Raw genomic sequence first — 15004 nt, 5'->3', positions numbered from 1 at the left:
GCCCGGTCGGGGCGGGCAGGCCGGTCGATCCAGTGGCGGCTGACGAGGAAGGGCGGAGCCTGGCGCACGGCGGCGGCGCAGGCCCGCAGCTCGTGGTCGTCGAGCAGGGGGGACCGCTCCACCAGGGTCCGCAGGCCCGCGAGGTCGGTCGCGAGGACGACGGCATCGAAAGCCTCGGCGCCGTCGTCGAGGTCGAGGTCGAAGCCGCCGTCGGGACGCGGCGCGACGGCGCGGACGGCGGTGGCGGTGTGCATTCGGCCGCGGTGGCCTGGGCCGTGAGTCGAGGACCCAGCGGGCGCGCAGGGTGCGGGTGGCGGCGCCGGTGTTCACGGGGACGAGATCCGAGCAGTGCAGGCTGCGGCGCCAGGTGACTGGCAAGGGGTCCAGCAGATCGTCAGTCCGGTCGGGGCTGGAGCCGCATTCGCTCTCCAGGCCGGCCGCGCGGGTGTCGGTCAGGCTGCGGTGCTCCGGCGGCTCGGCAACGCCGCACTGGCCAGGGGGCGCGTTATCGGCCGGGGCCGTCGCCGGCCTGCCGGGCGACTTCCGGGAGCGCGAAGTGCGGATTCTCGATGATCCCGATGACTGATCCGCTCGGATCGGTCACCGATGCGGCGCGGATCGATCCGCCGACGTCGCGCACCCCTTCCTTGACGGTTGCCCCCGCGGTGACGAGTTGCTGCAGGGCCGCGTCGGCGTCGGCGACGCCCCAGTAGGTCACGGGGCCGTCGGCGGGGTCGGCACGCGGGCTCAGAGCCAGCTCGTAGCCGCCGACGTCGTAGCCGACGTAGAACGGCTCGTCGAAGTAGGGCTCCATACCGAGGATCGAGGTCCACCACGCCTTGCCGGCGGCGAGGTCGGGCGCCGGATACACCACCACTCGTAGACCCAGGAACATGGGCAACCAGCCTCTCCACATGCGAACAACGGTTTGATCAGGGTAGTCGTCGTCCTGTTCCCGTCGGGTCGGCGCCGTTCTGCTGCCACGCGGCCTCGGCCGCGAATGGGTCGTTCCGGACTACTTCGAGGGTGTGCCGAAACCGTACATGGGCGGGTGGGGAGTCATCTCGCTCACCGTGGCGCCGGACGGCTCTGCCCTGTCCGGCCGCCCACACCCTGCCGGGACTCGACCCGCCGAACACCGGGGACCACTCCCTGGAGTGGATCTGGGAGCACTCGAAGGCCTTCGACGCCTACCGGGGCACCGCCTGGATGAACGAGCCGTGCCGCAGTTGCCCGCAGCGGGAGCGGGACTTCGGCGGCTGCCGCTGTCAGGCGTTCGCCCTTACCGGCGACGCCCGGCGGACGGATCCCGCCTGCCGCTGGGCCCCGGACCACCATCTCGTCCGCGAACTGGTCGAAGCGGCCCCCGGGCCGGCGGCCCCGGCCGACGGACGGAGCACGTGGATCCCTCGCGGACCCGGTACGCCCTCCCAGGACGTCCCCGGTCGATTCGCCCACCGCCGCTGACAGAACATCGGGTGTGGGCGGGTACAGAGCGAAAGTGCGGAGGTCTTGCCGCTACCGGCCTCGCCCACCACGATGATGTGACCGGTCCGTCGGAAGTCCAGGCTGATGCCCCGGTCCGCACCCCCCGGAGGCCTGGCCCACGGTCGCCCCCGCTGGCGTCCGGCCGCCCGGAATCCCGCACAGGCCGTCGCCGTGGTCCTGGTGACCGGGGCCGCCGCCGGTCAGACGGCACTACCGTCGCCGGGCCGCCCCCGCGCCGGTCCGGGGTCGGCCCGCCGTCAGAACCTGGCCCGTTGCCCGTTGCCCGTTGCCCGGAGAACGGCGGGTGCCGGTTGCGGGATGGCTGTGGTGGGGCTGGTGCTCGGGCTGTCGGGGAATGAGGGTCGGGCAGGCCGGAGAGGGGTTGGTGCCCCGGGGAGCAGGTGACCTGATGGACACGGTGAGCGTCGCTGTCGAAGCCCCCGGTTGGGTCCTCTCGGTCGCGGGTGCGCGCGAGAGCGCGCGCGGATTCCTCGCGGGCCTCGTGCCGACCCTCGCACCCGAGGCCGCGGCCGCAGTGGTCCTCGTCGTCTCGGAACTCGTGACCAACGCCCTGCGCCACGGGGGCGGCACGTTCGCGCTGGACCTGACCGCGTACACGGACGGCGTCGAGGTGGCCGTCCACGACCGCAGCCCGCGACCGCCGCGCATGCGCACCCCCGACCTCGCCGCCGGCACCGGCGGATTCGGCTGGCCCATGGTCAACCGCCTCGCCCACACCACCACCGTCACCCCCCGGCAGACCGGCGGCAAGACCGTCACCGCCCTCCTCGCCCGGTAGCGCCACCGCTCCCGTCCCCGACACCCTTCGGTCACAGCTGCGCAGGGGCGGTGCGTTCGGCCCTGTGTGGGCCCGCCCTGCCGGTGGACACCGTCGTACTGCGTGCCGGTGCCGGTGCCGGCACCGATGCGGGTGCGGGTGCGGGTGCGGGTGGGGTTGAGGGCTGGGAGGCCGGTAACGGCGGCCTGTTCGGCGAAGCGGGCCAGGGGACGGCGCAGGACGTGTTCTCCGCGGTCGCGGACGGCTTCGGCGAGGGCCGCCGGCAGGGACTTCCTCGTGCGCGGGGGTGTGAGGGGCGGTTCCGGGGACGGGCACCGCCGGCGGTGTCCCTTCCGTCATCGGGCGCCGTCCTTCCCGCTTCCTTGGAACCCCTGCGGCGCCGGGGCGGGGCGCTTGTCCGTCTCGGTTCTGGCCGAAGACTACCTTCCCCTCGGACGCGGAAAAATCTGTTCTGGCGGGAGTAGACATTGATGTCGGCTGTGGTTAGTGTTTCTCTCGTAGCCAGCAGTCGAGAGGTACCCGCCAGACACGAACTGGTGGGAAGCGTGACGGAAGTTCGCAGGTCGGCACGGTTGCGGGGCCCTGAAGCCAAGGAAGTACAGAGCGGCGACAGGACCGGTGGCCGGGCCGGGCGGCCCGCAGTGATCAGGGGCCACCACGAGGCGGTATCGCACTTCACTGAGTGAAGTCGATTCGCAGTCAACGCAGTTCAGCAGGGCGCAGTACCCCTGCAAAGGCGCCGGACTGCGGGCGCGCGTGCCGGGGAGGTCCGGACAGCGGGGTTCCACGCCGGGCTCGTGAGCAGGACGGGCGATGGAGCCGGCAGCCGGACCGGGTGGCAGTCAAGGGCTGCCGAAGCAGTGCGCCGTACCAGCAGTACCCGTGTGAAACCGCAGTTCGCAGGAATGTCAGTGACGCAGAGGAAGAACGGAGGGCGCAAGCGCCATCAGGATCGCCCGGCCCGTGAGGAAGCAGTTCAGTCCGGGCGGACACCGCAGACCCCCCAGCTACGAAGGACGGTGGTTTCCGGTCACGCATACGCGATCCCCGCACGCCCCATCCCCCGGGGCAGTGCGGAAACAGAGGACCGGCCCAGGCCGGTAGATGGTGTTGTTCCCCTTCGGGGCCCCGGAGCCGCAACGGCGCCGGGGCCCCTCGACGCGTTCCCGTACCAGGAATAGGAAGAGGTGCAGTGACCACGGCCACCAACCCGCCCCGCACACCGAACACCCCCGACATCGTCAGCTCGTTCGACGACGACGACTACCCCGCCTACACCATGGGCCGCGCCGCCGCCATGACCGGAACCACGGCCGGCTTCCTGCGCACCCTCGGAGACCAGGGCCTCATCACCCCGCTACGCTCCGACGGCGGCCACCGCCGCTACTCCCGCTACCAGCTACGCATCGCCATGCGCGCCCGCGACCTCGTCGACCAGGGCACAGCCATCGACGCCGCCTGCCGCATCATCATCCTCGAAGACCAACTCGAAGAAGCCCTGCGCATCAACGAACAGCTTCGCCACGACGCCGGATAGCCGCCTACCGCCGACACCTGACCCCGGCGTCACCGCCTGGTCCGGACGGGCCGCCTGCGGCTCGGCGACTTCCACCCCTGGGCGGTGCGACAGGACGCGGGAAAGCCGTCACCCACAGGGTGACGGCTTCCAGTGCTTCCAGGCCTTCGCGGACTTCTCCGGCCATCCCATCACCGACGACGTCCCGGCGCCTGCGTCGACGAGACGACATCGCTCGGCATCAGCAAGCCCCCGTCCGCGAAGCGGTGAAGAGACTGGAAGCCGACAGACTGCTGGTCTCACGGATCCACGCGGGTGCCACCATGGCGCCGATCGACGTCGCCGAGATGCGAGGCGTCTTCCTCGCCCGCCAAACCGTCGAGACGCTGGTCGCCCAACTCGCGGCCGAGCGGATGGACGACACCCGGCTCGCCGAACTCGAGGACACCCGGCAGGCAATGCGTGACGCACTGGGCGTCGGCACACTGGAGAAGATGGCGGAACTCAACTCCCGCTTCCACCGGACCCTGGCCCAGAGCGCGGGCCACCGCGTCATGCACGACCTCACCGAGCAACTGCTGCTCACCATCGCCGCTACCGCGTCACCGTACCGACGGTCGGCCGGGACTGGCGCTCCGCGGTCACCGAGCACGACGTGATCATGGACGCGCTGCGCCGGCGCGACCCGGTGGCGGCCGCGGACGCGCTCCGCGCCCACATCGGCTCCCAGGCCGTGCACGAGGTCGAGTGTTCCTCCTGAGCCGACAGGGTGTCACGTTCCCCGGGTCCCGCCCGTCGGGCGCCTCCGCGAGGTACCCCGGAGCAGGCCGCGGGCCTGTCCAGTGCCCGCCTCCGGTGTCGGCCCCCAGGTGCCCGAGGCCGCCCGAAGACGCCGGGCCGGCATGATCGAGGCCCGCATGTACTGACATGGGCCACCAGCGTGATCGCGGACGAGTGTTGCCGGAATCGACGGCGCGAGGGCCCTGCGGCTGCGCCTGCGTTTGTCGGCTGCCCTCCACGGTCCGCCGGCAGGTCGCGGAACATTCGGTGGTCAGCGCTCCTGCTTGCGGTGCCGGTTCGTCGGGCGTGGACCAGGGCGCGGGTGGTGCGGAGTTTGGTGAGGATGTGGGCGACGTGGTTCTCGACGGTGCGGGTGGAGAGGAAGAGTGGGGCGGCGATGTCCTTGTTGGTGGCGCCGGTGGTGAGGAGGTCGCGGATCTGCTCTTCGCGCGGGGGGCGGTCGCCGTAGCCGGCCCGGCCGCGGGGGTTGGAGATCGTTTTGCCGAGTTCGCGCAGCGTGCGGTGGCGGCGGGCGGCGTCGTAGGTGGCGCCGAGGCGCTCGAACGTGGCGATCGGTGCGGCGAGGCGCCCTTGGGCCTCGACAGGGTCGGTGCGGGTACGGGCGGCGCGTTCGGCGGCGTGAGCCGCGGTGCTGCGCGGCCGGGACTTCGGCCACGGTGCGGCGACGGCCGTCGCGATGACCGCCTACGGGTATCCCGCACGATCTGGGCCGTCGACGGTGGCGACGGCCCAGCGATGCCTACCCGCCCCGTCCCCGACGCGGGCCGGACCGGCATACGAACCACCCCCACAGGAGCACGGCGAGGAATCCGATTGGTCGGCCCGGCCGGTGGAAACGGCCAGGCCGTGCGGGAATGGGTGCTACGCATGCGGAACGTTTCTCGTGCGCACCGCGCGCCGTCCGGAGCCGTGCCCCGGCCCGGCCTCGTCCCATGCCACGGAGGAACCGTGCGACACCCCTCAACCCGTCTGCGCGCCCGAGCACCGATGGTGGGACTGTCCGTGCTGGCGGTCACCCTGCTGCTGCCCTCGGCCGCGGCCGAGGGCAGCAGCAGGGATCGCTACGAGTGGGCCGCCCTGGGCGACTCCTACACCGCCGGCCTCTTCATCGGGGACCCGAGGCCCGCACTGGGCAGCGCGTCACGGGACGGATGCGATCGGACCGCCCATGCCTACCCCGACCTCGTACGGCGGGCGCTCGCCGCCCGCCCGCCGGACAGGCCCGTGAACCTGACCGACGTCAGCTGCGACAACGCCGCCATCGGCAACATCACCCGCGAGAGGCAGCAGCCGACCAGTCCGGTGCAGCCACCCGCCGGGGACCCCGCCGGGGACCCCGCCGGGTGGCCCGCGGTGGATCCGCAGATCCGGCGGGCCCGACTCGGAGACCGCACCGATGTCGTCACCGTCGGCATCGGCGCGATCAGCCTCCCCTTCGGCGAATGCCTGGACCTCGCCCTCGCCCATGTCTCCTGTGCGGCGTACTACACGAATCCACCGGAGGGCGTGGAGGGCCTCGACGCGAAACTCGCCAGGATCCGCGACGAGTACGGCCGGATGCTCGGCGCGATCCACCGCGCCGCCCCGCACGCCAGGGTCATCACGGTCGGCTACCCGGCCGTCCTGCCGGAGCGGGGCAGCGCCTGCGGCGGCGGCCCCACACAGCTCGGTCCGATCAGCCCCGCCGACATCGACTGGCTGCGCGAGGACGCGCTGAAGGTCATGAATACGATCATTCGAACGGAGGCGGCGAAACGCGGCGACGGGTACGTCGACCTCTACACCTCCAGCGTGGGCCATGACGTGTGCGCACCCGAGGACACCCAGTGGATCGAGGGCATCTGCGGCGACGCCGAGCCCTTCTGGCCGACCACGGTGCCCGGCGGCCTGCCGTTCGACTGCGCCGCCATCGGCAAACGCGCCACACTCCTCCACCCCAACGCCAGGGAACACGCCAACGCCGCGCCCCTGGTGGAACGCGCCGTTCGCGACGCCCTCCTCGACCGCTGACGGCCCCTCGCCCATCCGTCGGGCGTCATCGGCCGGGGGCCCGCGCGGCTGGCCTTGTTCGAGTTGGAACTCCGCACCACCGGCGGCGCAAGCCTGGATCGCGAGAACCTCGGCGCCGTCGTGCCGCACGGCGGAATCACGGTCGACCCGGTGGCGAGCACCGTCCCGTGCGGCACCGGTGTCACCGCCGCCTTCACCACCACCAGGACGGGCCGGTCGACGGTCACCGCCACGATCACGGTGCCCGCCGTCTGCCGCACCCCTCCGGTCGGGCCGTCCCACAGCCAGCGAGTGGCGAAGTCTCCGTGCCGGTAGACCACGGGCACCTGCTCGGCCGGCCACGGCAGTTCCTCGGCGACGCACTGCACCGGAGCACGCTGAGCGGCGTCCGGGTGGTCGGCGGCGCTGTCCATGCGCCGCAGCCTCGATCTCCTCCGCAAGCGGATACGCCTGACTGACGGCGCTCCTACCCCGATGGCCTGGGACGTCAGTTCGGCACCAGGCCCGCCGTCATTCCCTCGCCGTCCTGAAACTCGACCAAAATCCTGCTGTCGGTGAGGGGCCCGCCCTACCCCGCGTCGTAGAAGCGGGTGGGGCGGCCCCCGGCCCGCTCTGCTGCTTGTCCCGCACGCTCGTGCCGGGGGTACAGCAGTATCCGCTCGGTGAACCCGGCCGGGCGAGGTGCCGTTGCGGCTGTCGCCCGAACCTCGGCTGGCCACATCGTGCTCCTCATGGCCCAGGTGTTCGCTCATCTCCGCCCCCGGCGCCCCTTCCGGTACGGCCCGGGTGAACCGGGTCAGCAGTCCGACCTCGCCCAGCAGGGCCGCCTCGCAGGCATCGGTGCGGTCCTTCCGCCGCTCGACGACCAGCGGTCAGGACGGCCCGGCGGCGCAAGGGGGGCTCCGCTCCTGGACATGGGTGGTTTCTCCCGGGTGGGTGGGCGAGGGGCGAACGTCGAGACCGGCCGGCCTGGTCGTCCCCGCGGGTGTGACGAGCGTGGAGTGTCGCCAGAAGTACACGAGATAAGTCACAAACAAACACAAGTCGACAGGCAAGGGGAATGACACCCGGGTCGCCGCCATGTGTCAAGAGTTGGTGCGAACCTGGGGCCGACAGGTCGAGAAGCCCCCCGTCCGGTGTGTGAGGTGAAGCTGTCGTGGCGGCGATACGCCGACCGGCGGCCGGCTCGCCCGGTACCTATGGTTCACCTACTGCTTGACCTCGCCGAAACCCAAACGTGTCCAACCGTTTGTCGCCTGCGAGCTGCTGAGTGTGGGCAAATAGACGCTCCGTCAGATTTCGTAGCTGTGTGTTCAGGTGTCGTTGCGGGCCCGTTCCCTTCCGGGAGCATGCTCGGTCGTTGGCTCCCTGAGCTCCCGTCGAGGCGGCACGGGCATCGATGCGGCCCGGTCTACGACGGGCCTGGGGTCGACGGACGGATCCTGGCGCTGTAGCAGTCCGAGTTCGACAGACGAACCGGTGTTGACTTCTGATTGATCGACCGACGTATGTGACATGCCACGTTTGATTCAGCCGGCTGACCTGTCGGGCACGCGGAGCCGCACGTGCCACCTGCCCCTCCCCGCCCAAGGTGTACCCATGGCCAATTCCTCGACCAGCCGTTCCCGGCTCTCGTGACGGCAGGGGGTGCGTCTCGCACGCACGCTGTCCGCGTGTTCGAACGGCACGAAGCGCGACCGCGCCGGCATCGGGCCCGTCAGCGGGAAGATCTCGACGCCGTCCGCAGAAACACGGCAGGCGATGGAACCACGCCACGGAGTAGGGCCGCCCGGCCCCTGTTCGCCTGCTCCTCGAACCGGTCCTGACACTTCCGGACGGCCCCACGAGTAACACGTCCCTTCCTTCAACCATCCCGAGGGAGTTCCCGTGTCCTTGTCCCGACGCACCTTCCTGAGCGCCGCCGCCGGTGTCGCGATGGCGAGCAGCTCCGGCCTGCTCGCCTCCGCACCCGCACGCGCCGCGACCGACGCAGCCGCCGCCGGGCCGTACACGCCGACCTGGCCCTCGGTGGGCCGGCACACCGCCGCACCCGAATGGTTCCAGGACGCCAAGTTCGGCATCTACTTCCACTGGGGCGTCTTCAGCGTCCCCGCGTACGGCAGCGAGTGGTACCCGCGCACCATGTACCAGACCGGGTCCGGCCCGAACGAGCACCACATCGCGACCTTCGGAACCCCGGCAGCCTGGCCGTACCACACCTTCATCGACGGTGGCCGCGACAAGGCCGGCACCTTCCACCAGTTCGCACCGAAGCTCGTCTCCCATGGCGGCCAGTTCGACCCCGACGAATGGGCACGGCTGTTCAAGGCCGCCGGCGCCCGCTTCGCCGGGCCCGTCGCCGAACACCATGACGGCTACTCGATGTGGGACAGCCAGGTCAACGAATGGAACTCCGTCGCCCGCGGTCCCCGGCTCGACCTGCTACGCCTGTTCACCGACGCGATCCGCGGTGAGGGCATGAAGCTGCTGGTCGCCATGCACCACGCCTACAACTTCACCGGCTACTACCAGTTCGCCCCCGCCCAGAGCGACCCCAGCCTGAAGAAGCTCTACGGTCAGCTCGACCGGACCGCCGCCAACCGGCTCTGGTACGCCAAGCTCAAAGAGGTCGTCGACCGTGCCCATCCCGACATCATCTATCAGGACTTCAACCTCGACGAGGTCGACGAACAGCGGCGCCTGGACTTCCTGTCCTACTACTTCAACCAGGCCGAGGACTGGGGCAAGGAGGTGGTCTCCACTTACAAGGAGCACTACCCGAGCCCCGGCGAGGTGTACGACTTCGAACGCGGCGGGCCGGGCGATCTGCGCGAGCCGTACTGGCTGACCGACGACTCCGTCAGCGGCTCCAGCTGGTGCTACACCACCGGCATCGGCTACTACTCCACCCAGCAGATGATGCATGCCCTGCTCGACCGGGTCAGCAAGGGCGGCAACATGCTCCTCAACGTCGCCCCCACGGCCGACGGCACCATCCCCCAGAGGCAGCGCGACATCCTGCTCGGCATCGGCGACCACCTCACCCGCTTCGGCGAGGCCGTCTACGACACCCGCGTCTGGACGGCGTACGGGGAGGGCCCGACCGCGATGGGCGGCTCCTTGACCAAGCCGGTCGTCGGCACCGCCAAGGACATCCGCTTCACGCGGGACAAGGCCGGTACCACCCTCTATGCCACCGCCCTCGGCTGGCCCTCCCAGGGCCTGACCGTCACCACCTGCTCCCGCAAGCGCATCGACCTCACCGCCCTCACCGACGTGCGGTTGCTCGGCCCCGCAGCCGGGCAGTCCACCGAGGTCACCGGATGGGCCCAGGACGCCGACGGCCTGCGTATCCCGCTGCCCACGAACGCACCCTTCCCCGCCCACGCCTACACCCTGCGGCTCACCTTCGCCAACGTCATCCCACCCCTCACTCCGCCCACCCGCATCACCGCCTTCCGCGACGTCGACTTCCACGGTCCCCGCGCGACACTCCCGCTCGGCAGCCACACCGCCGCCCAGCTCCAGGCCGCCGGCATGGCACCCGCGAGCATCTCCTCCCTCCACATCCCCACCGCGTACCGCGTGGTTGGTTACCCCGGCGACCAGTTCACCGGCACCCCGTGGACGTTCACCACCGACACCGCGGACCTGCGCATCACCGGGGCCAATGACCGGATCCGCTCGCTGCGGGTCACCCTTGCGCCCGAGGCATGGCTGTGGATCACCAACACCGCGACCGGTATGGCCGTCGACGGCGGCGGCGACGTGCGCGCCGGGTCCCCGGTCAAGCAGTGGACCGCGAACTCCAGTACCAACCTGCAGTGGCACGCGATCGAACTCGGCACCGGCCGCTACCGGCTCGTCAACCGCACCAACGGCCTGGTCGTCGATGCCACCGGCGTCGCGACCGGCGGCACCGCGTTCCAGGAGATCTGGGACGGCGGCGCCGGCCAGCAGTGGACGATCACCGACCTCGGCACCGGCGCGTACACCATCGCCAACCACGGCAGTGGCCTGCTCCTCGACGGAGCGGGCGCGCGCAACAACGGAGCCCCGCTCAAGCTCGTGGCACCCCGCACCGACCCCACGCTGCGCTGGACCTTCCGCACCGCCCCCTGAACCAGCCGCAGTCGCCGGCCACCGCGACCGCCTGTTGGGGGAGGGCCGGGCGGGGACCGTCTCCTCGACCTCGCCCCGGCCCGCCGCAAAGACGCCGGACTGGCCCGCGGGCACACCACCCAGCGCACCGACTCCACCCACGTCCTGGCCACCGTCCGCGACTCACCCGCCTCAAGCCGGTCACCGGGGTCGTGCGCGCGGCCCCGGAGGAACTCGCCCGGTCGGCCGGCCGAGCGCCGGCCGTCCGGGTCGGCGAGGACGGGGGCCGCCGCTACGGCCGACCGGTACGTCCGGCCACGCACCCACCCGTCCCAAGACCTGGATCGCTGCCACCGGGTGCAGAGGGCCGCCGTCTGATCGAACACCTCAGTCGGGACGCCCAGCCTCTGGTAGGCCCTGCACCGCCACCCCTCCGCCGACCTCCTCCAACCCGCCGGCCGGCCCGTCGCCGCCGCCCTGCGACCAGCGGCGATCACCAGGCAAGCCGGCACCGGGCACACGTCCGGCCAGGCCGGTCGCGGGCCGGGTGGCACGGCCGCTGACACCGGTCGCGCCGAAGCGGAAGGAACTGCCGACGCCACCTGCCCCTCCCACCCCGAAATCCCCCGAGCGTGCCACCGCGGCCAGGGTCAAGACGGACGGCCGCGGCCGGACCGCGGAGCATGGTCGGCCATCGGTCCTTCCGGGCGGGTCGGGTCAGGGGTGGTGGCCGGCACCGATGGCAGTCGGTGCCGGCCGGGGCCGGGCGCTCGACCGGGCTCCCGCCCAGGATTGTCGGCGCCCGGGGTCCTCAGGGGGTGCGGACCCAGAACTCGACGGAGAGGGGCGGGACCGTGATCTCCAGGGTCGGACCGGACTCGAAGGGGAGGATCTCGTCGGTGGTGGCGGGACCGTAGCGGTGGCCCTGGAAGGTGGCGGCGGTCTGGGTGTCGACGGTGTAGGTGAACGGCTCGGTGGCGGAGCGGTTGGTGACGGCGAAGACAGCCTTCCCCTGGGCGGTGCGCCAGGCCATGATGCGCTGCTCGGAGTAGTAGGCGCCGTTCGTGTGGCGGGGCTCGTCGACGTGGTAGCGCACCGGGCAGCGTGGGAGGAACGTATTCGATATGCGAAAGTTTCGCCAGTGCTTCGGCGCCGCTGTTCCTCGGAGCGTGCGGACGGGGTGCGCGGGGGCCGGGCGGACCGCGTCCCGGCCCGGCCCCGCTGCCGGCGCCGGCCCCTCAGCGCCTCTGCTGCTCCCGGAAGACCGACGGCGCGACACCCGCGTGGCGGGTGAACACCCGGGTGAAGTACGCCGGATCGGGATAGCCGACCTCCCGGGCGATCAGGGAGACCGGGGCGTCGGTGTCGGTCAGCAAGACCTTTGCCCGGTCGACCCGACGTCGCATCAGGTAGACCGTGGGCGTGGAGCCGGTGGCCTGGCGGACCGCCGCCGCCAGGCTGTCGCGGGATACGGCCAGCTCCCTGGCGATCTCGCTGATCCGCACCGGCCCGTGCGCGCCGTCGAGCAGCTCCAGCGCGCGTCTGCCCAGGTCGCGGCGGAACCGACCCGGTTCGGCCGATGTGCGCCGACCGGTCCCCACCGCGTTGATTAGCGCATGCAGCGTGCTCGCGGCAGCCACATGACCGGCGAGCGACTCCGGCCGGCCGAGCAGCTCCAGCATCCGGGCGCACTGGGCGAAGGCCTCGGCGGCGTCCGCCGGCTCCAGCACCGGGCCGGCCGCGCCCAGGTAGCCGAGATCCGTGTAGCCCTGCGCGGCAGGCCCCTCGAACAGGACCCAGTACTCGTCCCAGCCGCCCGCCGACGGCCCGTAGCAATGGCGCACCCCCGGCGGCAGCCAGAAGAACGAGCCCGGCCGCACCTGACACAGGCCGGGAGTGCCGTACAGCTCCAGAGTGCCCGAGCCGTGGAACACCAGAACACCGGCGTGGCAGTTCAGGACACGGTCGACGCGGGAGGGGGGCTGGCCCAGGATCCGGCCCGCTCCGGTGACCGCGAGCCCCAGAGTCCGGACACCTTCCGGAGGTGTGCGGTAGTGCGCAACGGATTCCATCCGATCCTCGCGTCGACAATCGTCCAAGACCTTGCGGAACGCGTACATTCTCCCGCCCCGCCCTGACGGGCAGCATGGCGGCATGAGCATCGGACATCCCACCCGGACGCCGCCGGGCGGCCTCACCTCCAACGGCTACCGACTGGACGGCCGGGAGCACAGGCTCGGTCGACTGGAGCCCGTTCCGGACACGGAACGCCTGGACCGCGAGGCGCTGACGGCCCGCCTGGACCGCGACGGGTACCTCTACCTGCCCGGCTTCTTCGAACGATCGACGATCGAGGCCTTCCGCACCTACTACTTCACCGTCCTGTCGGACTGCGGACTGATCCGGCCCGGCTCCGACCCGGCCGAGGGCCTGGCAGCCCCGGCGGCGGGCGTTGACCGCGCCCGCCTGCGTCACCTGCTGTTCCAGCAGGTCGTTCCCGGTCCGCAGTACGAGGACCTGTGCCGCAACCCCGACCTGGTCGCCTTCCACCGGTGGTTCCTCGGCGCCGGCGCGGTGCACCTGCACCGCCGAAAGATCATCCGCCATGTCGGTCCGGGCGAATCGGGGATCGGCACCGCTACCCAGGCCCACTACGACCTGGTTTACCTGCGTGAGGGCACCGACCGGGTCATGTCCTCCTGGATTCCTCTGGGGGACTGCCCGATCTCGCGTGGGCCCCTGATCTACCTCGAAGGCAGCCACCGCCGCGTCCTTGCCGAGGAGGCGGCCGGCCGACTGCGACGCCCGGCCGCCCCGATGGCCGCGGATCTGCCTGCCCTGGCCGAGCAGTACGACACCCGCTGGCTCGTCACCGACTTCGCCGCGGGCGACCTCATGGTCCACAGCCCCTACGTGATCCACGCGTCCCTGGACAACCACGACCCGGCCGGCAGGTTCCGCCTGTCCACCGACATCCGCTTCCAGGCCGCCGACGACGCGCTCGACGCGCGCTGGCAGAACCATTGGCACGACCAGGACGGCCTGTGACGGCCCTGGCCCGCGGGTGGGAGGAGATCCGGTTGCGTCATGGGCACGAACCGGCGACGCCCACGGGCGCTACTTTCGCATCAGGATGACCATCATCTCACCCGTGACCGTCCCACCGCCGCACGGAAGTGGGCGGTGCCGGTGGCCTTCGAATCGACGGCAACCGCCCCCGCGGTGGATGATCCGTCCTGCTCGCACGCCGTCCTCTTACTGATCGTTTCAGAATGAAGTTCGGAGTCGTCTCAAGCAGATTATGCTGCAGGCGAGTTGGAGCAGGCCGAGGTGTAGGTCGGCGCGTATCTCGTAGCGGATGCGCAGGCGCTTGAACTGGTGGAGCCAGGCGAAGGTCCGCTCGACCACCCAGCGGGTCTTGCCCAGGCCCGAGCCGTGGGCGACGCCGCGTCGGGCGAAGAGCGGCTTGATCCCACGCTTCCACACCAGGCGGCGGTACTTGTCGTAGTCGTAGCCCCGGTCGGCGAACAGCCTGCGCGGCCGCTTTCGCGGGCGTCCGCGCAGGCCACAGATCGGTGGGATCGCATCGAGGAGCGGCAGGAGCTGGGTGACGTCGTGGCGGTTGCCGGCGGTCAGGGTGACGGCGATCGGGGTGCCGTGCCGGTCGACGATCAGGTGGTGCTTGCTGCCCGGCCGGGCCCGGTCGACCGGCGAAGGCCCGGTGTGAGCCCCCCTTTGAGCGCCCTGACGTGCGAGCCGTCGATCGCGGCGTCGTCCATCTCCAGCAGCCCCGCCGTTCGCAGCTCGGCCAGCAGCACCTCGTGCAGGCGAGGCCACACACCGGCCTCGGTCCAGTCCCGCAGCCGCCGCCAGGCCGTCACCCCACTGCAGCCGGTCCGCTCCGCAGGCACATCCCGCCAGCTCACGCTCTTGCACAGCACGTACACGATGCCGCGAAGGGCCGCGCGGTCATCCACCGGCAGCCGGCCTGGATAGCGATGCCGCCGTGCAGGACGCGGCGGCAACAACGGCGCCACCCGTTCCCACAAGTCATCAGGCACAAGATCATCCGACATAGGCAGAACTCTGCCGCCCGGACACCTCAACTGCCAAGCCCCAGAACCAAACTCATTCTGAAACGATCAGTTAGTGGGTGTTTCGCTCCTGGTTGTCGAGGTCAGGTTCCGTGCCAGGTGGGGGTCGTTTCGCCGGTGAGGCGGCGGGTCATGAGGCTGATCATCGCGACGTGGATCATGGCTTCGGATCGGGCCGGGAGGGCTTCGTAGTCG

The 15004-nt window shown here is 71.2% G+C and carries 10 protein-coding genes and 6 pseudogenes; 8 read left to right on the top strand and 8 right to left on the bottom strand.

What is annotated here, in order from left to right; all coding sequences use genetic code 11:
* Together PUR56_RS27135 and PUR56_RS27130 are read right to left on the bottom strand one after the other, a co-directional pair.
* Positions 1-254, bottom strand: a pseudogene (locus PUR56_RS27135) (isorenieratene synthase); the annotation flags it as partial.
* A gap of 251 nt (positions 255-505) precedes the next feature.
* Positions 506-895, bottom strand: a complete 390-nt coding sequence (locus PUR56_RS27130; protein WP_329950839.1) for a VOC family protein — start codon at positions 893-895, stop codon at positions 506-508.
* 106 nt (positions 896-1001) lie between these two features.
* Here PUR56_RS27130 and PUR56_RS27125 point away from each other — a divergent pair.
* From PUR56_RS27125 to PUR56_RS27110, 4 genes and pseudogenes are all read left to right on the top strand, one after another.
* Positions 1002-1467 (top strand): annotated as a pseudogene (locus PUR56_RS27125) (pyrroloquinoline quinone biosynthesis protein PqqE); the annotation flags it as partial.
* A gap of 430 nt (positions 1468-1897) precedes the next feature.
* Positions 1898-2287, top strand: a complete 390-nt coding sequence (locus PUR56_RS27120) for an ATP-binding protein (RefSeq protein WP_329950838.1) — start codon at positions 1898-1900, stop codon at positions 2285-2287.
* Positions 2288-3479: 1192 nt separating this feature from the next.
* Positions 3480-3824, top strand: coding sequence for a helix-turn-helix domain-containing protein (locus PUR56_RS27115; protein WP_329950837.1), 345 nt, complete (start codon positions 3480-3482; stop codon positions 3822-3824).
* Between the two features lie 302 nt (positions 3825-4126).
* Positions 4127-4563, top strand: a pseudogene (locus tag PUR56_RS27110) (GntR family transcriptional regulator).
* A gap of 353 nt (positions 4564-4916) precedes the next feature.
* Here the strand turns inward: PUR56_RS27110 and PUR56_RS27105 are convergent.
* A pseudogene (locus tag PUR56_RS27105) lies at positions 4917-5078 on the bottom strand (response regulator transcription factor); the annotation flags it as partial.
* A gap of 474 nt (positions 5079-5552) precedes the next feature.
* Between PUR56_RS27105 and PUR56_RS27100 the strand changes: the two are divergent.
* Together PUR56_RS27100 and PUR56_RS27095 are read left to right on the top strand one after the other, a co-directional pair.
* Positions 5553-6614, top strand: coding sequence for an SGNH/GDSL hydrolase family protein (locus tag PUR56_RS27100; protein ID WP_329950835.1), 1062 nt, complete (start codon positions 5553-5555; stop codon positions 6612-6614).
* Positions 6615-6677: 63 nt separating this feature from the next.
* Positions 6678-6929, top strand: coding sequence for a hypothetical protein (locus PUR56_RS27095; protein WP_329950834.1), 252 nt, complete (start codon positions 6678-6680; stop codon positions 6927-6929).
* Between the two features lie 350 nt (positions 6930-7279).
* Here PUR56_RS27095 and PUR56_RS43595 read toward each other — a convergent pair.
* A pseudogene (locus tag PUR56_RS43595) lies at positions 7280-7483 on the bottom strand (IS256 family transposase); the annotation flags it as partial.
* A 1066-nt stretch (positions 7484-8549) separates the two neighbouring features.
* On the opposite strand from PUR56_RS43595, the gene PUR56_RS27090 reads away from it, so the two are divergent.
* On the top strand, positions 8550-10736 hold the full coding sequence (locus PUR56_RS27090) for an alpha-L-fucosidase (protein WP_329884504.1): 2187 nt from the start codon (positions 8550-8552) through the stop codon (positions 10734-10736).
* Positions 10737-11526: 790 nt separating this feature from the next.
* On the opposite strand, the gene PUR56_RS27085 is transcribed toward PUR56_RS27090, so the two are convergent.
* Together PUR56_RS27085 and PUR56_RS27080 are read right to left on the bottom strand one after the other, a co-directional pair.
* Complete coding sequence (locus PUR56_RS27085) at positions 11527-11811, bottom strand: hypothetical protein (protein ID WP_329950833.1); 285 nt, start codon at positions 11809-11811, stop codon at positions 11527-11529.
* A 142-nt stretch (positions 11812-11953) separates the two neighbouring features.
* Entirely contained in the window at positions 11954-12835 is an 882-nt protein-coding gene (locus tag PUR56_RS27080) for a helix-turn-helix domain-containing protein (RefSeq protein ID WP_329950832.1), read from the bottom strand.
* A 34-nt stretch (positions 12836-12869) separates the two neighbouring features.
* On the opposite strand from PUR56_RS27080, the gene PUR56_RS27075 reads away from it, so the two are divergent.
* Positions 12870-13763: a phytanoyl-CoA dioxygenase family protein gene (locus PUR56_RS27075; protein WP_329884492.1), complete on the top strand. Its 894-nt coding sequence runs from the start codon at positions 12870-12872 to the stop codon at positions 13761-13763.
* A gap of 219 nt (positions 13764-13982) precedes the next feature.
* On the opposite strand, the gene PUR56_RS27070 is transcribed toward PUR56_RS27075, so the two are convergent.
* Positions 13983-14791 (bottom strand): IS5 family transposase gene (locus tag PUR56_RS27070; protein WP_329950831.1). Its coding sequence is split into 2 segments (ribosomal slippage): positions 13983-14452 and positions 14452-14791, totalling 810 coding nucleotides; the frame shifts between segments, so codons are not numbered across the junction.
* 101 nt (positions 14792-14892) lie between these two features.
* A pseudogene (locus PUR56_RS27065) lies at positions 14893-15004 on the bottom strand (IS5 family transposase); the annotation flags it as partial.

The sequence above is a fragment of the Streptomyces sp. BE303 genome, assembly GCF_036290945.1.
Taxonomy (GTDB): domain Bacteria; phylum Actinomycetota; class Actinomycetes; order Streptomycetales; family Streptomycetaceae; genus Kitasatospora.
Note: the sequence above shows the minus strand (reverse complement) of the source record. Positions and strands in the feature narration are given on the sequence as shown.

Bases quoted from the DNA above. Each gene is read 5' to 3' on its own strand.
- PUR56_RS27075 (WP_329884492.1), top strand. From the start codon at position 12,870: ATGAGCATCGGACATCCCACCCGGACGCCGCCGGGCGGCCTCACCTCC.
- PUR56_RS27090 (WP_329884504.1), top strand. From the start codon at position 8,550: ATGGCGAGCAGCTCCGGCCTGCTCGCCTCCGCACCCGCACGCGCCGCG.
- PUR56_RS27080 (WP_329950832.1), bottom strand. From the start codon at position 12,835: ATGTACGCGTTCCGCAAGGTCTTGGACGATTGTCGACGCGAGGATCGG.
- PUR56_RS27120 (WP_329950838.1), top strand. From the start codon at position 1,898: ATGGACACGGTGAGCGTCGCTGTCGAAGCCCCCGGTTGGGTCCTCTCG.
- PUR56_RS27130 (WP_329950839.1), bottom strand. From the start codon at position 895: ATGTTCCTGGGTCTACGAGTGGTGGTGTATCCGGCGCCCGACCTCGCC.